Consider the following 21566-nt stretch of genomic DNA (forward strand, 5'->3'; position numbering starts at 1 on the left):
GCATGACGGCACGGCGCCGCAGCGGCGCGACACTAAGCTGCGTTCATGGCGGTGCACCTGACCAGGATCTACACGAAGACCGGCGACGACGGCACCACCGCGCTCGGCGACTTCAGCCGTGTGCGCAAGACCGACGTGCGGCTCGCGGCCTATGCCGACACCGACGAGTGCAATGCCGCGATCGGCGTCGCCGTCACGGTCGGCGGGCTCACCGACGAGCTGCTGGTCCCCCTGAGCCAGGTACAGAACGACCTGTTCGACGTGGGTGCGGACCTGTGCGCCCCGATCGTCGAGAACCCGCAGTACCCGCCGCTGCGCATCACCGAGGACTACATCGCCCGGCTGGAGGGCTGGTGCGACGAGTTCAACGAGGGACTGCCGAAGCTCGACTCGTTCATCCTTCCGGGCGGCACCCCGGGAGCGGCGTATCTGCACGTCGCCCGGACGGTCGCCCGGCGAGCCGAACGCTCGGTCTGGGCCCTGCTCGAGGTCGACGCCGAGCACACCAACCCGCTCACGGCGAAGTACCTCAACCGGCTCTCCGACCTGCTGTTCATCCTCGGCAGGGCGGCCAACCCGGACGGTGACGTGCTGTGGCAGCCGGGCGGGCCGCAGGGCGGCTCAGCAGACAGCCGGTAACCGGGCGCACGGCCTACGAGGCCTGGCGATAGCCCGTCCGGCCGGGCGGTGTGGCCTCGAGCCATGACAGGAAGCCCGTGAGCACGCCCTGGGCCATCGCGATTTCCAGCTCTGTGCCGCGCACGCGGCAACGCAGCACGGACGCCGACGGCGGGAGAAGGTAGACCTCGGTGCTCGACGGGGTGCGCCGGTCCACGATCTCCAAGTCCGTGCGGTCGACGAACACCGTGGGGCCGGGGCGGAAGGACGTCAGGCGGAACCAGGCGAGCTGGTTGCCCTGATAGCGCCCGACACCGAAGTGCCATCCGGCTCCGTCGCCGGACCCGGCCCAGGAACCGGCAGCGGGGCGGCGGCGTAGGAACACGTCCACGCCGCCGCCCCGCATGAGTCGTACACGCCGGACAGCCAGGTACGTGAGGCCGAGGCAGGCGATCAGCAGCAGGATGCCGACGCCCAGTGCCATCGCCCCCAACGCGGCTCCTGCTACTCGGCCGCGCCGGCGGCTTTCAGCCGCACGTTTGCCCGCGCCGCGGCAGCCGCACCGTCTGGCTCGGACGTGTTCGCCCGGTCCAGCGCGGCGCGGGCCCGCGCTACGTCGATCTCCTCGGCCCTCTCGGCGAACTCGGCCAGCACCGTGACGCTCTCCGGTGTGATCGAGAGGAAGCCGCCGTGCACCGCGAGCGTGGTGGATCTGCCGTCTGTGCCGTCGATGCGCACGATGCCGGCCTCCTCCAGCTGCGCGAGCGTGGGCTCGTGCCCGGGCAGCACGCCGATCTCGCCGACGGTGGTGCGGGCGAGCACGAAGTTGGCGTCACCCGACCAGATCCGGCGCTCGACGGCGACCAGCTCGACTCTCATCTCGGCCAATGCGTACTCCTCGCTCGTGCTGGAGCCACTGATCAGCCCTCGAGCTTCTTGCGGTTCTTGTCGAGGTCCTCGAGGCCGCCGCAGAGGAAGAACGCCTGCTCCGGGACGTCGTCGAACTCTCCCTTGGCGATCTTGTCGAAGGCCTCGATGGTCTCCTTGAGCGGCACCGTGGAGCCCGCCTGGCCGGTGAACTGCTCGGCGACCAGCAGGTTCTGCGAGAGGAACCGCTCGATGCGCCGCGCGCGGCCCACGAGCTGGCGGTCCTCCTCGGAGAGCTCGTCGATACCGAGGATCGCGATGATGTCCTGCAGGTCGGAGTACTTCTGCAGGATCCGCTTCACCTCGTTGGCGACCCGGAAGTGCTCCTCGCCGATGTACTGCGGGTCGAGGATCCGGGACGTCGACGTCAGTGGGTCCACGGCCGGGTAGATCCCCTTCTGGGAGATCGGCCGGGAGAGCTCCGTGGTGGCGTCGAGGTGCGCGAACGTGGTGGCGGGCGCCGGGTCGGTGTAGTCGTCGGCGGGCACGTAGATCGCCTGCATCGACGTGATCGACCGACCACGGGTGGAGGTGATGCGCTCCTGCAGCTCGCCCATCTCGTCGGCCAGGGTGGGCTGGTACCCCACCGCGGACGGCATGCGGCCGAGCAGCGTGGACACCTCGGAGCCCGCCTGCGTGAACCGGAAGATGTTGTCGATGAAGAGCAGCACGTCCTGGTCCTGCTCGTCGCGGAAGTACTCCGCCATGGTGAGCGCAGACAGGGCCACCCGCATACGCGTGCCCGGAGGCTCGTCCATCTGCCCGAAGACCAGGGCGGTGTCGTTGATGACGCCGGACTCGGTCATCTCCGTGATGAGGTCGTTGCCCTCACGGGTGCGCTCGCCGACGCCGGCGAACACCGACGTACCACCGAAGTTCTTGGCGACACGGGTGATCATCTCCTGGATGAGCACCGTCTTGCCCACGCCCGCACCGCCGAACAGCCCGATCTTGCCGCCCTGCACGTACGGGGTGAGCAGGTCGATCACCTTGATGCCGGTCTCCAGCATCTCGGTGCGGCCCTCGAGCTTGTCGAAGGAGGGCGCCTGGCGGTGGATGCTCCACAGCTCGCCCGTGATCTCCAGGTCGGGCTTGTCGAGGCAGTCACCGAGCGCGTTGAACACGTGCCCCTTGACCTGGTCACCGACCGGCACCGAGATCGGACGGCCGAGGTCGGTGACCTCCTGGCCGCGGATCAGGCCGTCGGTGGGCTGCATGGAGATGGCACGCACCAGGTTGTCCCCGAGGTGCTGGGCGATCTCCAGGGTCAGCGTCCGGTCCAGGTCACCGATCTTCACGTCGACCGTGAGCGCGGTGTAGAGCTCCGGTACCTCGTTGCGCGGGAACTCGACGTCGACGACCGGGCCGGTGACCCGCACGACCCGCCCGGTCCTGCCCTGGGTCGACGCGGATGGGGTGCCGGTATCAGCGGTGGCGGTCATCAGTTCTCACTTCCTGCGCTGACGAGAGCGTCGGCGCCACCGACGATCTCACTGATCTCCTGGGTGATCTGAGCCTGACGAGCCTGGTTGGCCTGCAGTGTCAGGGTACGGATCAGTTCGTTCGCGTTGTCCGTGGCGGCCTTCATGGCCCGCTGGCGGGCCGCCGACTCCGAGGCCGCCGACTCGAGCAGCGCTGCGAACAGCCGGGCCCCGACGTACTTGGGCAGCAGCGCATCGAACAGGGTGTCGGCGTCGGGTTCGAACTCGTACAGCGAGCGGACCTCGGTCGTGGCCTGCACCGCGGTGTCCTCTGCCGTGCGGCCGACGGTCTCGCCTTCGACGAGCCGCTCGGTCTCGCTGCCGGCGTACTCGACCTCCATCGGCGCCATCCGCCGCGCCTGCGGCGTCTGCGTGACCATGTTCTTGAACTGCGTGTACACGAGGTGCAGCTCGTCGACCGCCCGCACGTCCGCGGCGGCGTTCTCCGCGTCGGCACCGTCGGCGCTCTCCGCGGACTGGCCTGCGTCGCCGTTGCCGGCTCCGGCCATGAACGCCGCGACGAGCGTTTGGGCCACCTCCGCCGCATCCGCGTACCGCGGCTGCTCGGAGAACCCGGTCCAGGAGGCCTCGACCTCGCGACGGCGGAACCGGAAGTAGTTCACGCCCTTGCGGCCGATGACGTAGAGCACCGGCTCCTTGCCCTGCTCACGCAGCAGCGACTGGAGCTGCTCCGCCTCCTTGAGCACGTTGGCGTTGTAGCCGCCTGCCTGCCCGCGGTCGCTGGTGACCACCAGGACCGCGGCACGCTTGGCGTTCTCCCGCTCGACGAGCAGCGGGTGGTCGAGCGCCGAGTTGTTCGCCAGCTCGGTGAGCACCGCCGTCATCTGCTCGGCGTACGGCTTGGCCTCTTCGACTCTGGCGCGTGCCTTGGCGATGCGAGAGGTCGCGATCAGCTCCATGGCACGAGTGATCTTCTTGATGGACTGCGTCGACCGGATCCGCCGCCGCAGCACGCGAATCTGTGCCGCCATTGTTGTTCTCCGCCTACTCTGAGGAGCTGCCGGACGGAGCGGGCTTGTTGACCTTGACCGTCTCGCGGTCGACCTCGTCCTCGTCGAGTGCCTCGGCCGCAGCTTCCTTCGGTGCCACAGACGAACCATCCGACGCGGTGAAGGACTGCTTGAACTCCTTCACGACCTCGGTGATGCGCTCGGCGAGCTCGTCGGACAGCTTCCCGGTGTCACGGATCTCGCCGACGATACCCTCGTGGTTGCGCCGAACGTGGTCGAGGAAGTCCTGCTCGAAGCGGCGGATGTCACCCACCGGCACCGAGTCGAGGTGTCCGCGCGTGCCCAGGAAGATCGAGACGACCTGGTCCTCCACGGCCTGCGGCTGGTACTGCGGCTGCTTGAGCAGCTCCACGAGGCGAGCGCCTCGGCCCAGCGCCGCCGCGGACGCCGCGTCCAGGTCGGAGCCGAAGGCGGCGAACGCCTCGAGCTCGCGGTACTGCGACAGGTCCAGTCGCAGTGAGCCCGACACCTGGCGCATCGCCCGCACCTGGGCGGCGCCACCGACGCGGGAGACCGAGATACCGACGTTGATCGCCGGCCGGACGCCCTGGTTGAACAGGTCGGACTCCAGGAACACCTGGCCGTCGGTGATCGAGATGACGTTGGTGGGGATGTAGGCCGACACGTCGTTGGCCTTCGTCTCGATGATCGGGAGACCCGTCATCGAGCCGGCGCCCAGGTCGTCGGAGAGCTTCGCGCAGCGCTCCAGCAGGCGGGAGTGCAAGTAGAAGACGTCGCCGGGGTAGGCCTCGCGGCCCGGCGGGCGCCGCAGCAGCAGCGAGATCGCGCGGTAGGCCTCGGCCTGCTTGGACAGGTCGTCGAAGACGATCAGGACGTGCTTGCCCTGGTACATCCAGTGCTGCCCGAGCGCGGAGCCGGTGTAGGGAGCGATCCACTTGTAGCCGGCCGGGTCGTTGGCCGGGGACGCGACGATCGTCGTGTACTCCAGCGCGCCCGCGTCCTCCAGCGACTGCCGGATACCGGCGATCGTGGAGCCCTTCTGCCCGATCGCGACGTAGATGCAGCGCACCTGCTGCTTCGGGTCGCCGGTGGCCCAGTTCTGCTTCTGGTTGATGATCGTGTCGACGCAGACCGCCGTCTTGCCGGTCTTGCGGTCGCCGATGATGAGCTGGCGCTGCCCGCGGCCGATCGGCGTCATGGCGTCGATGGCCTTGATGCCGGTCTGGAGGGGCTCGCTCACCTCCTGCCGCTGCATCACGGACGGAGCCTGCAGCTCCAGCACGCGCTGCGTCTCGGCCTCGATGTCGCCGAGCCCGTCCAGGGGGTTGCCCAGCGAGTCGACGACGCGGCCGAGGAACTTGTCTCCGACCGGCACCGAGAGGACGGTGCCGGTGCGCTTGACCGACTGGCCCTCCTCGATGTGGGCGTAGTCGCCCAGGATCACCGCGCCGATCTCGTGGACGTCGAGGTTCAGGGCGACACCGAGCACACCACCGTGGAACTCGAGGAGCTCGTTCGTCATCGCCGAGGCCAGGCCCTCGACGTGGGCGATGCCGTCGCCGGCGTCGGAGACGTGCCCCACCTCTTCGCGGGACGTCTCCGTCTCCAGCGAGGAGACGTAGCTGGAGATCGCACTCCGGATCTCCTCGGAGGAGATCGTCAGCTCTGTCATGGCTGTCGTCTGTTCCTTCATCTCGGTCGGTTAAACGTCTCTGGGCCGGCGGTCAGCTCGGCAGTGCGCGGCGGGCGGCGGCCAGCTTGCCCGCGACGCTGCCGTCGATGACCTCGCCGCCGACCTGCACGACCAGTCCGCCCAGCAGGCTCTCGTCCAGCTCGATCTGCAGGGAGATCGGCCGCCCGTAGAGCCGGCTCAACGAGTCGGTGAGCTTCTGCTCCTGTTGGCTGCTGAGCGCGATCGGTGCGGTGACCCGCGCGACCGACCGGTCGCGGCGCGCCGCTGCCAGCTCCGCCAGCTCTTCGGCAACCACGTCGAGGTGCCTGCTGCGAAGCAGACGCACGGTCTGGCGCAGCAGCGCCGCGGCGACCGGGGAGACCCGGTTGCCGAGCACCTGCTCCAGCAGGCGGAGGCGTCCCTCGACCGGCGTGCTCTCCTCGGAGAGCAGCGTGTTCAGTTGCGGCTCGCGGTCGAGGATCCGGCCGAACCGGAACAGCTCGTCCTCGACGTTGTCGAGAGTGCCGTCCTTCTCGGCCACGGCGAGCGTGGCCTGGCGGGCGAGCGCCTCGGCCGCCTCGACCAGGTCGGACGACTGCGACCAGCGTGAGGTCACGAGCCCCTTGACGAAGTCGAGCGTGGGCGTTCCCAGCCTCCCGCCGAGCACCTGCCCGACGAGCCCGATCCGGGCCTGCTCCGGCGTGGACGGGTCGGCGAGGAGGCGCCGCAGCGGCCGCTCGGTGGCGATGAGCCGGGCGAACGCGAACAGCTCGTCGCCCATCGTGTTCAACGCAGGGGCATCGGCGGTGTCCACGTAGGCGTTGAGCCGCTGCATCGCCGCAGCCAGCGACTCCCGGCTGGCCGCCTGCAGGACGGCGGCCATCAGCTCGCCCCGCCCGCCGGGGTGGTCTCACGACGATCCGCGAGACCGTCGACCTCGGCGAGGAACGCGTCGATCGTGGCCGACCGACGTGCGTCATCGGCGAGGGACGCACCGATGATGCGTTCCGCCAGCTGCACGGACAGGCCGCCGATCTCGCCACGGAGCTGGCGCACGACCTGCTCGCGCTGCGCGACGATCTGCTCATCGGCCCGCTGACGGATGCGCGCGGCCTCTTCCTCGGCCTGCGCCCGCAGCTCGGCCTTGATCTGCTGGCCCTCGGCGCGTGCGTCGTCGCGGATCCGGGCGGCCTCGGCCCGCAGCCCGGCGAGCTGCTCCTCGTACTGCCGCTTGAGCTCATCGGCCTGCTGCTGGACCTCTTCGGCCCGCTTCAGCCCGCCCTCGATCTTGTCCTTGCGCTCGGCGTAGACCTGTTCGAACTGCGGGAATGCGTACTTCCGCAGCAGCCAGTAGAGCAGGAAGAACGCGATCAGGCCGACGATGATCTCGACCGGATGGGGAGCGAGCGGGCTCGGCCCCTCCGCAGCGATCACATATGTCATGAGATGTGTCTCCTCGCCTTGTGGGCGCTCGACGTGTGACTAGAACGCGAACGCGAGCACGAGGCCCAGGATGGCGAGCGCCTCGGAGAGAGCGAAGCCGATGAACGCGATGCCCTGCAGCTGGCCGCGGGCCTCCGGCTGGCGGGCGACACCGTTGATGAATGCGGAGAAGACGATGCCGACGCCGATACCCGGGCCGATGGCGGAGAGGCCGTACCCGATGACGTTCAGGTTGCCGGTGATCATTGAACTTTTCCTTCCGTCCGGTCCGCGGTACGTCCCGCGGACCCGTCAGTTCGTGGGAGCGGGGCGACCTAGTGGTCGTCGGCGAGTACCGCGCCGAGGTACGAGGCCGTCAAGATCGTGAAGATGTAGGCCTGCACGACCTGGATGAAGGCCTCGAAGAGCGTGAACACGATGCCGAGCGCGAAGGCGGCCGGGGAGAGGATCTGGAGAACGATCGACTGGGAGTACACCAGCATGTACTCACCACCGAGGATGAACACCAGCAGCAACAGGTGGCCGGCGAACATGTTGCCGAAGAGTCGCAGCGACAGCGTGACGGGCCGCAGCAGGATGTTCGAGAGGAACTCGATCGGCGTGAGGATGATGCGCACCCACCACGGCACATCCGGCGGCCACGTCGACACCCGCATGTAGCCGACGAAACCGTGCTTGCGAAGCCCGACGTAGTTGTAGAGCAGCCAGACAACGCCGGCGAGTGCGTACGGCATACCGGGGTGCGCGAAGGTGGGGAACTGGATGAACGGCACGATCCCGAACAGGTTGTTCACCAGGATGAAGGCGAACAACGTGGTGAGGAACGGGACGAACTTCAGGAACTCCGGCCCGATGTTGTCGCGCGCGATGGTGTTCCGCACGATGCCGTGGAAGGACTCGCCGAGGAACTGCCGTTTGCTCGGGACGAGCTGGGCTCCGCCCCGCACCGTGTACATGAAGAACGCGAACACGATGATCGCTGCGAGTACGAGTTCCAGTACCGGCTTCGTGACAGACCCGAAGATCGGCGGTAGCTGGAAGTCGGCGACACCCGGTGACTCGAAGCCCGGATTGGGGCCTGGAGGTGGTGGGGCGGTGGCCAGGATGGTCACCCAATGCTCCTTCCGGTTCCGTCGACCGGGTGGCCCGGGTCGGCAGAATCGTGACGATCAGGACTTAACGTACCTGATGTAGATCAAGTACATCGAGGCCGCCCCGCCGAACAGCAGTCCGATCGGCGTGAACGCTCGGGTACCCAACAGTGCGTCCAACCCCCATCCGATCCCCCCGAACAGGAAGAATCCGGACAGCAGGTAGGACAGAGCGGTCCAAGCATCGCCCGGGGGCGGCGGTTGCTTGCCGCCTCCGCGCGACTGGCCCGGCTCCATCGCAGAGGACCATATCAGGAGAGTTAGCGCTGGTTTACCAGGGATGACCTCGGCGGACGACTCCCGTCGCGTCGACGCCCGCTCCGGTGTCCCGGAAGCGACGGCGACGTGGCTCTATCGCGTGTAGAACCTTAACGGGGAGTGACGGGCGACTCAGAGAGATTCCGGTCACACTACGCTGTCACTCGATCCGGTGACGCTCAGAGATCCACGGCCGGGATGCGTGTGCGCACGAACCCGACGACCTCGCCGATGATCCACGCCGCGGTCACGGCGAGCATCGTGAACGCGAAAGCCTGGTTGTCGAAGAGCGTGGTGCCCCGGAACAGCAGCAGGAACACCAGCAGGAAACCGACCTTGCCGGTGAAAGCGGTCATGGCGCCGATCATGACTCCGGCAGGCGCCGCCCTGGCCGTCCTCGACATCACGAAGGTGCCGATCCAGCCCAGGCCGCCGGCGACGACCGAGCCGACCACCGCACCGATCGCCCCCGGTGTTCCGCGCATCAGCGTGGCCACGACGATCGACGCCACGGCGACGATCACCGCCAGGATCACGGCGTTGCGCTGCATCGCGGCCGCGAGCTTCAGCACGGACGCGACGTGTGGAGCGTCCTTCACCGGTGGATCGGGATCGGTCATCTGGCCCTCACTCTCGGAATCGCGGTGGCGAGCACGGCCACGACCAGGCCGATCCCCACCGCCCACAACACGATGAACGGGTCGTCGATCAGCGCCAGCGCCACCGCCCCGAACGCCAGCACTCCCGCCCACAGGTAGATCAGGAGCACCGCGCGCCGCTGGCTGTGGCCGATCTCGAGCAGCCGGTGATGCAGGTGCATCTTGTCGGGCGAGAACGGGCTCATGCCCTTGCGCGTGCGCCGGACCACCGCCATGAGCAGGTCCAGCAGCGGGACGAACACCACCGCCGCGAGCACGAAGAGCGGCGCGAACAACGCCAGCACATCGCTCCCGTCGGCACCGATGATCGAGATCTTCCCGGAGGCGCTCGTGGTGGCGGCGGCGAGCAGCAGACCGATCAGCATCGACCCCGAGTCACCCATGAAGATCCGGGCCGGGTTGAAGTTGTGGGGCAGGAAGCCGAGGCACGCCCCGGCGAGCACGGCCGCGATGAGAGCGGGCGAGTACGCGGACGGGTCGTTGCCCACCCGCTGCACCAGCCCGATCGCGAACAGGCCCGTGGCCGCGGCGGCGATCAGCCCGATGCCCGACGCCAGCCCGTCGAGACCGTCGACGAAGTTCATCGCGTTCACGAGCGCCACCGTGACCAGCACGGTCAGGACCACGCCCTGCTCCTGGCCGAGGATCAGCAGCGACCCGGAGACGCCCGTGCCACCACCACCCCACGGGACGTAGAACACGGTCCACTGCACGCCGAAGATCACCAGGATGCCGGCCGCGGTGGTCTGACCGGCGAACTTCGTGAGCGCGTCGAGCTCGTAGCGGTCATCGAGTGCGCCGACGGCGGCCAGCAGCACGGCGGCGCCGAAGACGCCGACCATCTCGTACGCGTTGTTGTCGAACGCGAGGCGCAGGGCGGGCAGCTGGTAGGCCATGCCGACGCCGGCAAGCACGCCGCCGAGCATCGCCAGCCCACCCCAGCGAGGGGTGGGCGTGACGTGGACGTCTCGTCCACGCGGCCACGCGACGGCGCCCAAGCGGAGCGCGAGCACCCGCACCGGGCCGACGAGCAGGAACGTGACCACGGCCGCCGTCAACCCCGTGAGGAGGTACTCCCGGATCGGCAGGACGAACGTGGGGACCACGACGATCTTCTCGGGCAGCCGGCGGGGATCAGGGCCGCGGGTACGCGGGAGCGCGCGCCACCAGGGTGCTGACCGCCTCGGCCACGTCGGCCAGCTCGGCGTCGCCCGCCGAGGTGCCGTGCTCGGCCCGCACGGCGCGGCCCAACAGAGCGCCGATCTCCGCCATGTCGGACTCGACCATCCCCTGCGTGGTGACGCTCGGCGAGCCCACCCGCAGGCCCGACGGCTTCAGCGGCGGGGCGGGGTCGTACGGGATGGCGTTCTTGTTGAGCGTGATCCGCGCGGCGTCGCAACGGGTCTCGGCCTGGTCACCCGTGACACCGATGGGCCGCAGGTCGACCAGCGCCAGGTGGGTGTCGGTGCCGCCGGAGACGGCGCGCATGCCCTCCGCCTCGAGGCTCTTGGCCAGGGCCTGCGCATTGGCGATCACCTGCGCGGCGTACGCCTGGTACTCCGGCTGTGCCGCCTCCTTCATGGCCACGGCCTTGGCGGCGATGGCGTGCATGAGCGGACCGCCCTGGGAGAACGGGAAGACGGCCTTGTCGATCGCCTTCGCGTGCTCGGCGCGGGCGAGGATCATGCCGCCGCGCGGGCCGCGCAGCACCTTGTGCGTGGTGGCCGTGACCACGTCGGCGAACGGAACCGGCGACGGGATCGCCTTACCGGCCACCAGGCCGATGAAGTGGGCGGCGTCGACCATGAGCTTCGCGCCCACCTCGTCGGCGATCTCCCGGAAGGCGGCGAAGTCGATCAGCCGCGGGTACGCCGTGGCGCCGGCGATGATCATCTTCGGCTGGTGCTCGCGGGCCAGGTCGCGCACCTGGTCGTAGTCGATCAGCTCCGAGTCCTCGCGCACCGTGTAGGACACGGCGTTGAACCACTTGCCGGAGAAGCTGACCTTGCTGCCGTGGGTGAGGTGGCCACCCTGCTTGAGGTCCATCGCGAGCACGGTGTCGCCGGGCTGCGTGAAAGCCGCGTACACCGCGAAGTTCGCCGATGCGCCGGAGTGCGGCTGCAGGTTGACGTGGTCGGCACCGAAGAGCTCGCGGGTGCGGGCGTTGCCGATCTCCTCCGCGCGGTCGACGACCTCGCAGCCGCCGTAGTAGCGCCGGCCGGGGTACCCCTCGGCGTACTTGTTGGAGAGCGTCGAGCCGAGGGCAGCGAGCACCGCGGGGCTCGTGAGGTTCTCGCTCGCGATGAGCTGCAGTCCGCCGCGCAACCGGCTCAGCTCGTCGAGCATCACTCCCGCGATCTCGGGATCCTGGTGCTGCAACGCGTCGAAGTCCGGGCCCCAGAACGGGGTGTGCTGCTCAGGGCTCTGCTGGCTGCGCTCGCTCACGCTTGACAACGGTACCCGGACCTGTCTGTCGGCCCATCCCGGCACCAAGAGCACTGTTCACACTTGTTGCCGATGCTCTGTAAACCATGTCAGACTCCCCGCATGGTCGCTGCCGGTACCCGCGCCCGCGTGCGCGCCGAACTGACTCGCGAGATCGTCGACGTGGCCCGTCGGCACCTCGCCTCCGAGGGCGCCTCCGCACTCTCGCTACGGGCCGTCGCCCGCGAGCTCGGCATGGCCTCCTCCGCGGTCTACCGGTACTTCCCCAGCCGCGACGAACTGCTCACCACCCTGATCGTCGACGCCTACGACGCGCTCGGCGCCGACGCCGAGGAGGCCGAGCGCGCCGTACCCCGCACCGACCTCCGTGCTCGCTTCAGGTCCGTCTGCACTGCGACACGGGAGTGGGCGCTGGCCCATCCCCACGAGTACGCCCTGGTCTACGGCTCACCGGTGCCCGGATACGCGGCACCGGAGTCCACCATCGGCCCGGCGGCGCGCGTCGGGGAGGCCCTGAGCCGGGTGATCGCCGACGGCGTGGACTCGGGCGTGGTCGATCCTGCCGCGGACGCCACCGGCGCCGACGCGACACTCACACCCGGCCTCGCCGTCAGCGTCGGGCTGCCGATCGAGGAGCCGAACTCGTCGCTGGCGGCCCGGGTGGTGCTGGCCTGGACGACGTTGTTCGGACTGATCAGCTTCGAGCTCTTCGGCCACACCAACAACGTGGTGGACGACCGCACGCGCTACTTCGACGACGCCGTGGAGCGGCTGGCCACGATGGTCGGCCTCCCCCAGGAGGAAGGCCGGCCGGCGGCTACACCGTGATGACCTCGCGGCCGAGCACCTCGGCCACAGCAGCCGTGCTGACAGCGCCCTCGCGCAGCACCCGCGGGTCATCACCCGTGAGGTCGACCACCGTGGAGGCGATGGGCTCACCGGACGGCCCGCCGTCGAGGTAGACGGCGACGGAGTCACCGAGCTGGGCCTGCGCCTCGGCTGCCGAGGCCGCGGGCGGCGAGCCCGACACGTTCGCGCTGGACACGGCCATGGGGCCGACATCGCGCAGCAGTTCGAGCGCCACGGGGTGCAGCGGCATCCGCAGCATCACGGTGCCCTTGGTGGACCCGAGGTCCCAGTCGAGCGACGGTGCGTGCGGGAGCACGATCGACAGCCCGCCCGGCCAGAACGCCTCGATCAGGTCACGCGCCGTCTTCGGCACTCCGAGCACCAGTCCGTCGATGGTGGACCAGGAGCCCACGAGCACCGGCACGGGCATGTCCGGGCCGCGCCTCTTCGCCGCGAGCAGTGAGCGCACGGCGGTGCTGCTGAACGCGTCGCAGCCGATCCCGTAGACGGTGTCGGTGGGGAGCACGACCAGCCGGCCGCCTCGTACGGTGCGGGCTGCGGCGGCGAGTCCCTCGACGCGGGCGTCCGGGTCGCTGCAGTCGTAGGTGGTTGCCACGACCGGAGCCTACGAGGCGCCGACGGCGCGGCGCCGCGCGGTGGCGAAACGGGGACGGCCTGCGAGGTCGTGGTGCTCCTCGACGTCGGTGAGCACCCGGCGACGGCGCAGCAGCGCGGGCACGATCTCGCCGTGGGTGTCGTCGTGCTCGATGCCGAGGCAGCCGCCGTAGCGCAGCAGCCCGGCCGAGGCGGCGATGACCGCGCGGATGATCTCCAGACCGTCGGGGCCGCCGTACACGGCGTCCGGTGGGTCCCAGCCGGCCACCTCGGGCGGCAGCGGCGTGCCGTCGGGAACGTAGGGCGGGTTGCACAACACCAGGTCGACGTGTGACTCGAGCTCGACGAGCAGGTCGGTCCAGCGGACGTCGGCCGCGTGCAGCGTGACCGGGGCGCCACCGGCGTTCACGTGGGCGGAGATGTTGCGCTGTGCCCACGTCAGCGCGACGGAATCGGCCTCGACGGCGTGCACCACGGCGTCCGGGCGGCACGCGGCCACACCGAGCGCGAGCGCGGCCGACCCCGTGCACAGGTCCACCACCAGCGGGGACGGGACGTCGGCGATCGCGTGCAGGCCCCATTCGAGCAGCAGCTCGGTCTCGGGACGTGGGATGAACACGCCGGGCCCGACCGCAACGGTGACCGGACCGAGCACGGCCGTGCCGAGCAGGTGCTGCAGCGGCTCGCGGGCGGCCCGTCGCTCCACGAGCTGGCGCAGCTCCTCCACCACCGGTGGGTCCACGAGCGGCTGGAGGAGCAACCGGCCCCGGTCGACACCGACGACGTGGGCGGCGAGGAGTTCGGCGTCGACGCGCGGCGAGTCGATCCCCGCAGCGGCGAGCGTGCGCTCGGCCTCCAGAATCGCCAGCCGCAACGGTTGCCTGGTCACGCCCCGCCCCTTCCCCCTGGTTGCGGGTGGGCCGTGGTGGACCGCGACCTCACGCGCCCACCGCCTCCGCGCGCTCGGCCGCTGCGAGCGCGGCCAAGAGATCGTCGAGATCGCCGTCGAGGACGGCGGCGAGATTGTGGGCCTTGTAGCCGACGCGGTGGTCGGAGATCCGGCTCTCCGGGTAGTTGTAGGTGCGGATCCGCTCGGACCGGTCGACGGTGCGCACCTGCGACCGTCGATCCGCCGAGGCCTGGGCCGCTGCCTCCGCCTCGGCGAGCGCCTGCAGCCGCGACCGCAGCACCTCCATCGCCCGCGCCCGGTTCTGGAGCTGCGACCGCTCGTTCTGGCAGCTCACGACGATGCCGGTGGGCAGATGCGTGATCCGCACGGCCGAGTCGGTGGTGTTGACGCTCTGGCCGCCGTGGCCCGAGGACCGGAACACGTCGATGCGGAGGTCGTTCTCGTCGACCTCGACGGCGGCGTCGTCACCGGTGTCCGGGTAGACGAGCACGCCGGCCGCGGAGGTGTGCACACGGCCTTGCGACTCGGTGACCGGCACGCGCTGCACGCGATGGACGCCGCCCTCGAACTTCAGCGCCGACCAGACCCCGTCGGCCTCCGGTGTGCGGGACCGGACCGAGAGCGTGATGTCCTTGTATCCGCCCAGGTCGGACGGCACGGCGTCGAGGATCTCGGTGGCCCAGCCACGGCGCTCGGCGTAGCGCAGGTACATCCGAACGAGGTCGCCCGCGAACAGCGCCGACTCCTCGCCGCCTTCGCCGGACTTCACCTCCAGCACGATGTCGTCGCCGTTGTGGGGGTCGCGCGGCACGAGCAGCTCTGCCAGGCGCCGCTCCAGATCCGGGATCCGGGCGGCCAGCGTGTCGGCCTCGGCGGCGAAGCTCTGGTCCTCGGCCGCGAGCTCACGCGCCGCGGCCTCGTCCTCGCGGACCGAGGCCAGCTCACGGGCGACGGCGACGATCGGGCCGATCTGCGAGTAGCGACGGCCGAGCTTGCGTGCCGTGGCCGCGTCGGCGTGGACGTCCGGGTCGGCGAGCCGCAGCTCCAGCTCAGCGTGCTCCGCAAGCACCGCTTCCACCGCTGGTGTACTCATCGCATGCCCTCGCTGCGCTCGGTCGGCGCTTCGCGGAGGCGCTGTGTCGATGATTCGCTCGCAAGCTCGCTCATCGCCCCTCCCGTCCGTCTCGCGATCTCCCCTGCTGCTGCGAACATGCGGACGGCGCCCACCAAGACAGGTGGGCGCCGTCGACGACGCTAGGACTTCTTGCCGGCGCGCTTGCCGTAACGGGCCTCGAAGCGCGCGACGCGACCGCCGGAGTCGAGGATCTTCTGCTTGCCGGTGTAGAAGGGGTGGCAGGCGGAGCAGACCTCGACGGTGATGTTTCCGTTGGCCTTGGTGCTGCGCGTGGTGAACTGGTTGCCGCAGCCGCAGGTGACCTGCGTCTCGACGTACTCGGGGTGAATGCCGGAGCGCACGTTGGTTCCTCTCGATATGGCGCCGGGTCCCCGCGAATCGCGAGGTGAACCGGAACCGGAGCGTGACAGTTCATTCAACCACCCGGCCCGCCTGCGGATTCCCGCGGGCGGTCCGGGTGGCGGGGTGTATCAGTCGTCGGCGCCAGGGGTGCTCTTCGCCACCTGCATCAGGAACTCGATGTTGGTGCGCGTCTTGCGGAGCTGGGTGAGCAGCAGGTCGATGGCCTGCTGGTCGTCCAGGGCCGCCAGGACCCGGCGGAGCTTGACCATGACGGCGTGCTCGTCGGGCGAGAGCAGCAGCTCGTCCTTACGCGTGCCGGAGTCACCGACGTCGATGGCCGGGAACACGCGCTTGTCGGCGATCTTGCGGTCGAGCTTGAGCTCGGCGTTGCCGGTGCCCTTGAACTCCTCGAAGATCACTGTGTCCATCGTGGACCCGGTCTCGACGAGCGCCGTGGCGAAGATCGTCAGCGAGCCGCCGTCCTCGATGTTGCGCGCCGCGCCGAGGAACCGCTTCGGCGGGTACAGCGCCGTGGAGTCGACACCACCGGAGAGGATCCGGCCCGACGCGGGCGCCGCCAGGTTGTAGGCCCGGCCGAGGCGCGTGATGTTGTCGAGGAGCACGACCACGTCGTGACCCATCTCGACCAGGCGCTTCGCCCGCTCGATCGACAGCTCCGCGACCGTGGTGTGGTCGGTCGGCGGCCGGTCGAACGTGGACGCGATGACCTCGCCCTTCACCGACCGCTGCATGTCGGTGACCTCCTCAGGCCGCTCGTCCACGAGGACGACCATGAGGTGGCACTCCGGGTTGTTGGTGGTGATCGCGTTGGCGATGTTCTGCATGATCGTGGTCTTGCCCGCCTTGGGCGGCGACACGATCAGTGCACGCTGGCCCTTGCCGACCGGCATCACCAGGTCGATCACGCGCGTGGTGAGCTTGTGCGGCTCGGTCTCCAGGCGCAGCCGCTCGTTCGGGTAGAGCGGGGTGAGCTTGGTGAACTCCGGCCGGTTCCGGGCGCTCTCCGGGTCCTGGCCGTTGATCGAGTCGACGCGCACCAGCGGGTTGAACTTCTGCCGGGACTGCTCGCCCTCGCGGGGCTCGCGCACGGCGCCCGTGATCGCGTCACCGCGGCGCAGCCCGTACTTGCGGACCATCGACAGCGACACATAGACGTCCGTGGGGCCGGACAGGTAGCCGGTGGTGCGCACGAACGCGTAGTTGTCGAGGATGTCGACGATGCCCGCGACGGGTAGCAACACGTCGCCGTCGCGCACCTCGGTGTCGACGTTGCCCTGACCGCCCTGGCCACTGCCGGGGCGCTCCCGGTCGCGGCCCCGGCGACGGTCCCGGAACCGGCGGCCACGCCGGCCACGGCCGTCGCCGTCGTCGTCATCGTCGTCGGGCCGGTTGTCGCGCGGACCGCGGTTGTCGGCGCGGTTGTCCGAACGGTTGTCGGGACGGCCCCCCGACCGGTTGCCGTCCGTGCGGTTGTCCGAACGGTCGCCCCGGTCGTTGCGGCTCTCGCCACGATCGTTGCGGTTCTCGCCCCGATCGCCACGGTCATTGCGCTCGGCCCGGTCGTTACGGCTCTCGCCGCGGTCGGGGCGCGTGTCGCCGCGGTTGTCACCGCGGTCGTCGCGGCCATCGCGCGTGCGGTTGTACTGGCGCTCCTCGGCCGGGCTCTCGGTGGAGACGGGTGCGGTGGAGTCGGCCGTGGTCTCGCCGCCCTGCTCACCACCGCGGTTGCGCCGGCTCTGCCGGCTGCGGCGGCTGCCCGTGTCGCTCTCGGCGTCGGCCGCGGGGGCCTCCGCCGGGGCGGTGCTCGGGGCGGGCGTGCTGTCGATCGCAGGCGCGACGCCGTTGGTCGCCTCGACCGCGGGTGCCGCGTCGACGGCCGGGGCGGTCACCACTGGGCCGCCGTTCGCGATCGGGCTGCCGTTGGGGGCAGGCGCCTCCACAGCGGTGGTGACGTCGGGCGCGCCGGCCGGGCGCGACGCGGTGCGACGGCGCCGGGTGGGCGGGGCGGCGGCGGCCGGGGCGGCCTCGGCCTGCGCAGCACCGTTGGTGCTGGCAGCGTCGGCGACCGTGGGAGCGTCCGTGCCGGCGGCGGCGGGCACGGAGTTGTCCGGCAGCGAGAGCTGCGCGGCGGCCGGCTTGCGGGCGGGAGCGCCGCCCTGCTTTTCCTTGATGGCGGCGATCAGGTCGCCCTTGCGCATGCCGGCGGTGTCGGGGATGTTGAGCTCCCCGGCGAGCTGGCGGAGCTCCGCCAGCACCATGCCGGTCAGTCCACCGCGCTTACGCGGTGCAGGGGCTGTCTCGGTGCTGACGAGATCGGTCTCGCTCACTGATGTCCTTCCTGACCAAAATCCACTGGTCAGCGGGATTCACACACTCGCCCGGACGGTGCGCCGGACGACATGTCGGTCAACGGATCGCGGGAGCGCGGCCGCCCCGACAGGCAGGGGCGGCGATCGGCGCGACGGTCGCGACTGAAGGCTGCCCGGGTCGAAATCAGAAGTGATCCAACGGATACGAAGATTCCGGCTCGAGTGGCCACACGGATGACGCGTGGATCGCCGTTGCGGTGCCGAGAGTAGACGTTCACCCCTCGGTGCGGCAACAACCCCCCTGCTCGACGCGCCGGACGGCAGCTGTGGGAAGGGGCTACCCGATCTCGATCGTGGCCCCGGCGTCGTCGACGGGCAGTGCGACGGCCCTGAACCCGTGCAGGTCCAGGCCCTCGGGCAGAGTCCCGTCGGCCGTCAGTGCCAGCACGGACGGCCCGGCGCCGGAGATCGCGGCGGGGATTCCCCGCTCGCGCAGCGCGTCCACCAGGCGGGACGACTCCGGATAAGCCGGACGCCGGTAGCCCTGGTGCAGACGATCCTCTGTGGCCGGCAGCAGCAGGTCAGGCCGTTGGGTGAACGCCAGAACGGCGAGCGCGGTGCGGCTGCCGGTGAAGGCGGCGTCCCGCAGCGGTACGTGATCGGGCAGAAGCCCTCGCGTGGCGCTGGTGGACGATTCTCTTCCCGCGATGAGTGCAACCGGGTGGATCCCCGGATGCGACTCGAGCTTTACAGCGTGAAACCGCTCGGAGATATTCCCGGAGGTTTCCCAGGCGACGACGAAGCCGCCGTAGAGGCTGGCCGCTGCGTTGTCGGCATGGCCCTCCATCCCGGCCGTGACCTGCAGCACCGTCTCGCGCTCCAGCTCAAGGTCACGCCCGGCGAGCACGACGGCCGCGGCGGCGCCCGCGACCGCGGCCGCTGCCGAACTACCCAGCCCGCGGGAATGGGGAATCGCATTGCGACATCGCATCCGCAGGCCCGGCGGGGCATCTCCGACGATGTTCCACGTGGCACGCATGGCACGCACCACCAGGTGCGCCTCGTCGCAGGGGACCTGACCGGCCCCCTCCCCCTCGATCTCGACCTCGACGCCCCCGGACGTGACCGAGACCTCGACGTCGTCGTGCAGCGCGAGCGCGAGGCCGAACGAGTCGAACCCGGGCCCGAGGTTCGCCGACGAGCCGGGTACGCGGATTCGGACCTCGCCAGGCCTGCCCATCAGCGCGACCCCGGTGGCGCGGCGCCTGCGCCGGCCCAAAACGTCATGAATGTCACTTCTCCGGCGCGGGCACCGACGCTCATCGCAGCTCCAGTGCGTCGGCCACGGCGCCCGGATCGATGGGCACAACGGTGGGCTCGGGCGCCGCGAGCAGCGCCGTGTCGGGGTCCTTCAGACCGTGGCCGGTGACGGTGCACACCACGAGCGACCCGCGCGGCAGCGTGCCGTCGCCCGCCGACTGCAGGAGTCCCGCCACGCTCGCCGCGGACGCCGGCTCCACGAACACGGCTTCGTGCGCAGCCAGCAGGCGGTACGCGGCGAGGATCTCGTCGTCGGAGACCGCGGCGAACTGCCCGCCCGATTCGTCACGGGCTGTGACGGCTGCTGCCCAGGACGCCGGTGCGCCGATCCGGATGGCCGTGGCGATCGTCTCCGGATGCCGGACCGGGGCGCCGTGCACGAGCGGAGCGGCGCCTTCCGCCTGGTAGCCGAACATCCGGGGCGCCGCACCGATCAGGCCGTCGGCGCGGTAGGCGCTGTAGCCCGCCCAGTAGGCGGTGATGTTGCCGGCGTTGCCGACGGGCAGGCAGTGCACGTCGGGGGCACGGCCCAGCTCGTCGCAGATCTCGTACGCGGCGCTCGCCTGGCCCGCGATCCGGGTGGGGTTCACCGAGTTGACCAGCGCGGCGACGGGGTAGTCGGCCGCCGTCTTGCGGGCGAGCTCGAGGCAGTCGTCGAAGTTGCCGTCGATCTGCAGGATCCGCGCGCCGTGCGCCACGGCCTGAGCCAGCTTGCCGAGCGCGATCTTGCCCTGCGGGACGAGAACCGCGCAGGTCAGACCGGCCCTCGCGGCGTAGGCGGCGGCCGATGCCGACGTGTTGCCCGTGGACGCGCACAGCACGCCCTTCTTGCCCTGGGCCAGCGCGTCGGTGACCGCCACCGTCATCCCGCGGTCCTTGAACGACCCCGTCGGGTTGGCGCCGTCGACCTTGAGGAAGACCTCGCAGCCGGTGCGCCGGGACAGGTGCGGAGCAGGCAGCAGCGGCGTGCCACCCTCACCGAGCGTCACCACCGTCCAGCCGGGCTCGACGGGCATCCGCTCCCGGTAGGCCTCGATCACGCCGGGCCACCGGGTCGCTTTCATCGCGGAGCTCACCCGGCAACACCCTTCCGGCCCAGGTCCTCGACCCGGAGCACGCTGTCGACGACCCGCACCGCGTCCAGGCCGGCAAGCACTTCCACCGTGGCGGCGAGGGCCGCCTCGGGCGCTGCATGCGTGACGACGACGAGGCGCGCCGCCGCTCCGCCGTTGCCGCCGCCGGTCTGCCGGACGGCGGCGATGCTCACGCCGCGATGGGCGAACTCGCCGGAGATCGCCGCGAGCACACCGGCACGGTCGTCGACGTCGAGGCTGACGTGATAGCGAGTGCGCACGCTTCCCATCGCGCGAACGGGCAGGCTGGCGTAGGCGGACTCGCGGGGAGCACGCCCGCCGCCCACACGGTTGCGCGCCACCGCCACGATGTCGCCGAGCACGGCGCTGGCCGTGGGCGCGCCACCGGCTCCCTGCCCGTAGAACATCATCTGGCCCGCCGCCTCTGCCTCGACGAACACCGCGTTGAAGGCGCCGTCGACGGATGCCAGCGGGTGGGCGGCGGGGATCATCGCCGGGTACACGCGTGCGGAGACCGACTCGGGGATGTTGCCGTCAGGCGGGATGCGCTCGCAGATCGCCACCAGCTTGATCACGCATCCCATCCCGGCTGCCGCGGCGATGTCGGACGCCGTGACCGAGCGGATCCCCTCGCAGTGCACGTCATTGGCCGTGACGCGGGTGTGGAACGCGAGCGACGCGAGGATCGCGGCCTTGGACGCCGCGTCGTAGCCGTCGACGTCGGCGCTCGGGTCGGCCTCGGCGTAACCGAGCCGGGTGGCCTCCTCCAGCGCCTCGGAGAAGCTCGATCCGGAGGCCGTCATCGCGGAGAGGATGAAGTTGGTGGTGCCGTTGACGATCCCGGCGACGCGCGTGATCCGGTCGCCCGCCAGCGACTCGCGCAGCGAGCGCAGCAGCGGGATCGCCGCGGCGACCGCCGCCTCGTAGTAAAGGTCGACCCCGGACGCGTCGGCCGCCTCGGCCAGCGCGGAGCCGTCGTCGGCGAGGAGGGCCTTGTTGGCCGTCACCACCGACTTGCCGGCCTTGAGCGCCTCCAGCAGCAGCGTGCGAGCGGGTTCGATGCCGCCGATCACCTCAACGACGACGTCGACGTCGTCGCGGTTGACCAGGCCCGCGGCGTTGTCGGTGAGGAGATCGCCCAGGTCGGCGTGCTTGTGGGGGCGACGAACGGCCACGCCGGCCAGCTCGACCGGCGCCCCTGCACGGGCCGCGAGCTCGTCGGCGTGCTCCCGCAACAGCCGCACCACCTCACGGCCGACGGTGCCGCAGCCCAGCATCGCGACGCGGATCGGTGTCACAGCGCTTTTCCTGTCACAGCCCTCTTC

Annotated in this window: 22 protein-coding genes; 2 read left to right on the forward strand and 20 right to left on the reverse strand. The window is 70.3% G+C overall.

Annotated elements, in window-relative coordinates:
• Positions 1-45 precede the first annotated feature (45 nt).
• Positions 46-639 carry a cob(I)yrinic acid a,c-diamide adenosyltransferase gene (locus ACQPZQ_RS38430; RefSeq protein WP_433289288.1) on the forward strand — a complete coding sequence of 198 codons (594 nt, stop codon included), beginning with the start codon at positions 46-48 and terminating at the stop codon, positions 637-639.
• Between the two features lie 13 nt (positions 640-652).
• Here ACQPZQ_RS38430 and ACQPZQ_RS38435 read toward each other — a convergent pair whose 3' ends face one another.
• The 12 genes from ACQPZQ_RS38435 to glyA all read right to left on the reverse strand — a co-directional run bounded on the left by ACQPZQ_RS38435 (position 653) and on the right by glyA (position 11646).
• On the reverse strand, positions 653-1102 hold the full coding sequence (locus tag ACQPZQ_RS38435; RefSeq protein ID WP_241036028.1) for a DUF2550 domain-containing protein: 450 nt from the start codon (positions 1100-1102) through the stop codon (positions 653-655).
• A gap of 20 nt (positions 1103-1122) precedes the next feature.
• The gene (locus ACQPZQ_RS38440) at positions 1123-1506 is read right to left on the reverse strand and encodes a F0F1 ATP synthase subunit epsilon (protein ID WP_433289290.1); all 384 of its coding nucleotides are present in this window, start codon (positions 1504-1506) and stop codon (positions 1123-1125) included.
• 32 nt (positions 1507-1538) lie between these two features.
• Positions 1539-2987: a F0F1 ATP synthase subunit beta gene (atpD, locus tag ACQPZQ_RS38445; protein WP_433289292.1), complete on the reverse strand. Its 1449-nt coding sequence runs from the start codon at positions 2985-2987 to the stop codon at positions 1539-1541.
• Positions 2987-4018, reverse strand: coding sequence for a F0F1 ATP synthase subunit gamma (locus tag ACQPZQ_RS38450; RefSeq protein ID WP_433289294.1), 1032 nt, complete (start codon positions 4016-4018; stop codon positions 2987-2989). The genes atpD and ACQPZQ_RS38450 overlap by 1 nt, the downstream gene beginning before the upstream one ends.
• Before the next feature lie 13 nt (positions 4019-4031).
• Positions 4032-5690, reverse strand: a complete 1659-nt coding sequence (atpA, locus tag ACQPZQ_RS38455) for a F0F1 ATP synthase subunit alpha (protein ID WP_433289296.1) — start codon at positions 5688-5690, stop codon at positions 4032-4034.
• Positions 5691-5742: 52 nt separating this feature from the next.
• Positions 5743-6573, reverse strand: coding sequence for a F0F1 ATP synthase subunit delta (locus tag ACQPZQ_RS38460; protein WP_433289298.1), 831 nt, complete (start codon positions 6571-6573; stop codon positions 5743-5745).
• Positions 6573-7133 (reverse strand): F0F1 ATP synthase subunit B, encoded by a 561-nt coding sequence (locus tag ACQPZQ_RS38465; RefSeq protein ID WP_241035861.1) that lies wholly within the window; start codon positions 7131-7133, stop codon positions 6573-6575. Before ACQPZQ_RS38465 ends, ACQPZQ_RS38460 begins: the two co-directional genes overlap by 1 nt.
• Positions 7134-7172: 39 nt before the next feature.
• On the reverse strand, positions 7173-7379 hold the full coding sequence (atpE, locus tag ACQPZQ_RS38470) for an ATP synthase F0 subunit C (protein ID WP_241035860.1): 207 nt from the start codon (positions 7377-7379) through the stop codon (positions 7173-7175).
• Positions 7380-7447: 68 nt separating this feature from the next.
• Complete coding sequence (gene atpB / locus ACQPZQ_RS38475) at positions 7448-8245, reverse strand: F0F1 ATP synthase subunit A (protein WP_433289300.1); 798 nt, start codon at positions 8243-8245, stop codon at positions 7448-7450.
• 476 nt (positions 8246-8721) lie between these two features.
• On the reverse strand, positions 8722-9162 hold the full coding sequence (locus ACQPZQ_RS38480) for a hypothetical protein (RefSeq protein WP_433289302.1): 441 nt from the start codon (positions 9160-9162) through the stop codon (positions 8722-8724).
• Complete coding sequence (locus ACQPZQ_RS38485) at positions 9159-10307, reverse strand: glycosyltransferase family 4 protein (RefSeq protein WP_241035857.1); 1149 nt, start codon at positions 10305-10307, stop codon at positions 9159-9161. Before ACQPZQ_RS38485 ends, ACQPZQ_RS38480 begins: the two co-directional genes overlap by 4 nt.
• 28 nt (positions 10308-10335) lie before the next feature.
• Positions 10336-11646, reverse strand: a complete 1311-nt coding sequence (gene glyA / locus ACQPZQ_RS38490) for a serine hydroxymethyltransferase (RefSeq protein ID WP_433289304.1) — start codon at positions 11644-11646, stop codon at positions 10336-10338.
• Positions 11647-11748: 102 nt separating this feature from the next.
• Here glyA and ACQPZQ_RS38495 point away from each other — a divergent pair, with 102 nt between their 5' ends.
• Positions 11749-12474, forward strand: a complete 726-nt coding sequence (locus ACQPZQ_RS38495) for a TetR/AcrR family transcriptional regulator (RefSeq protein WP_433289306.1) — start codon at positions 11749-11751, stop codon at positions 12472-12474.
• On the opposite strand, the gene ACQPZQ_RS38500 is transcribed toward ACQPZQ_RS38495, so the two are convergent.
• The 8 genes from ACQPZQ_RS38500 to ACQPZQ_RS38535 all read right to left on the reverse strand — a co-directional run bounded on the left by ACQPZQ_RS38500 (position 12464) and on the right by ACQPZQ_RS38535 (position 21539).
• Positions 12464-13111 (reverse strand): L-threonylcarbamoyladenylate synthase, encoded by a 648-nt coding sequence (locus ACQPZQ_RS38500; protein WP_433289308.1) that lies wholly within the window; start codon positions 13109-13111, stop codon positions 12464-12466. The genes ACQPZQ_RS38495 and ACQPZQ_RS38500 overlap by 11 nt on opposite strands.
• A gap of 9 nt (positions 13112-13120) precedes the next feature.
• A complete protein-coding gene (prmC, locus tag ACQPZQ_RS38505) occupies positions 13121-13999 on the reverse strand; it encodes a peptide chain release factor N(5)-glutamine methyltransferase (protein ID WP_433289310.1) in 879 nt (292 codons plus the stop codon).
• Between the two features lie 49 nt (positions 14000-14048).
• On the reverse strand, positions 14049-15113 hold the full coding sequence (gene prfA / locus ACQPZQ_RS38510; protein WP_433289312.1) for a peptide chain release factor 1: 1065 nt from the start codon (positions 15111-15113) through the stop codon (positions 14049-14051).
• Positions 15114-15274: 161 nt separating this feature from the next.
• Entirely contained in the window at positions 15275-15496 is a 222-nt protein-coding gene (gene rpmE / locus ACQPZQ_RS38515) for a 50S ribosomal protein L31 (RefSeq protein ID WP_433289314.1), read from the reverse strand.
• A gap of 129 nt (positions 15497-15625) precedes the next feature.
• Positions 15626-17776 (reverse strand): transcription termination factor Rho, encoded by a 2151-nt coding sequence (gene rho, locus ACQPZQ_RS38520; protein ID WP_433299565.1) that lies wholly within the window; start codon positions 17774-17776, stop codon positions 15626-15628.
• A gap of 388 nt (positions 17777-18164) precedes the next feature.
• Positions 18165-19067 carry a homoserine kinase gene (gene thrB / locus ACQPZQ_RS38525; RefSeq protein ID WP_433289316.1) on the reverse strand — a complete coding sequence of 301 codons (903 nt, stop codon included), beginning with the start codon at positions 19065-19067 and terminating at the stop codon, positions 18165-18167.
• 79 nt (positions 19068-19146) lie between these two features.
• Complete coding sequence (gene thrC, locus ACQPZQ_RS38530) at positions 19147-20211, reverse strand: threonine synthase (protein ID WP_433289318.1); 1065 nt, start codon at positions 20209-20211, stop codon at positions 19147-19149.
• 8 nt (positions 20212-20219) lie between these two features.
• Entirely contained in the window at positions 20220-21539 is a 1320-nt protein-coding gene (locus ACQPZQ_RS38535) for a homoserine dehydrogenase (RefSeq protein ID WP_433289319.1), read from the reverse strand.
• Between the last annotated feature and the right edge of the window lie 27 nt (positions 21540-21566).

This window comes from Pseudonocardia sp. CA-142604 (assembly GCF_050948475.1).
GTDB lineage: Bacteria > Actinomycetota > Actinomycetes > Mycobacteriales > Pseudonocardiaceae > Pseudonocardia > Pseudonocardia alaniniphila.

Excerpts from the sequence above, each read along its gene's own strand:
- ACQPZQ_RS38430 (WP_433289288.1), top strand. The coding sequence starts at position 46 with ATGGCGGTGCACCTGACCAGGATCTACACGAAGACCGGCGACGACGGC.
- ACQPZQ_RS38435 (WP_241036028.1), bottom strand. The coding sequence starts at position 1,102 with ATGGCACTGGGCGTCGGCATCCTGCTGCTGATCGCCTGCCTCGGCCTC.
- atpD (WP_433289292.1), bottom strand. The coding sequence starts at position 2,987 with ATGACCGCCACCGCTGATACCGGCACCCCATCCGCGTCGACCCAGGGC.
- ACQPZQ_RS38450 (WP_433289294.1), bottom strand. The coding sequence starts at position 4,018 with ATGGCGGCACAGATTCGCGTGCTGCGGCGGCGGATCCGGTCGACGCAG.
- atpA (WP_433289296.1), bottom strand. The coding sequence starts at position 5,690 with ATGACAGAGCTGACGATCTCCTCCGAGGAGATCCGGAGTGCGATCTCC.
- ACQPZQ_RS38460 (WP_433289298.1), bottom strand. The coding sequence starts at position 6,573 with ATGGCCGCCGTCCTGCAGGCGGCCAGCCGGGAGTCGCTGGCTGCGGCG.
- ACQPZQ_RS38465 (WP_241035861.1), bottom strand. The coding sequence starts at position 7,133 with ATGACATATGTGATCGCTGCGGAGGGGCCGAGCCCGCTCGCTCCCCAT.
- atpE (WP_241035860.1), bottom strand. The coding sequence starts at position 7,379 with ATGATCACCGGCAACCTGAACGTCATCGGGTACGGCCTCTCCGCCATC.
- ACQPZQ_RS38480 (WP_433289302.1), bottom strand. The coding sequence starts at position 9,162 with ATGACCGATCCCGATCCACCGGTGAAGGACGCTCCACACGTCGCGTCC.
- ACQPZQ_RS38495 (WP_433289306.1), top strand. The coding sequence starts at position 11,749 with ATGGTCGCTGCCGGTACCCGCGCCCGCGTGCGCGCCGAACTGACTCGC.
- prfA (WP_433289312.1), bottom strand. The coding sequence starts at position 15,113 with ATGAGTACACCAGCGGTGGAAGCGGTGCTTGCGGAGCACGCTGAGCTG.
- rho (WP_433299565.1), bottom strand. The coding sequence starts at position 17,776 with ATGGTGCTGGCGGAGCTCCGCCAGCTCGCCGGGGAGCTCAACATCCCC.
- thrB (WP_433289316.1), bottom strand. The coding sequence starts at position 19,067 with ATGGGCAGGCCTGGCGAGGTCCGAATCCGCGTACCCGGCTCGTCGGCG.
- thrC (WP_433289318.1), bottom strand. The coding sequence starts at position 20,211 with ATGAAAGCGACCCGGTGGCCCGGCGTGATCGAGGCCTACCGGGAGCGG.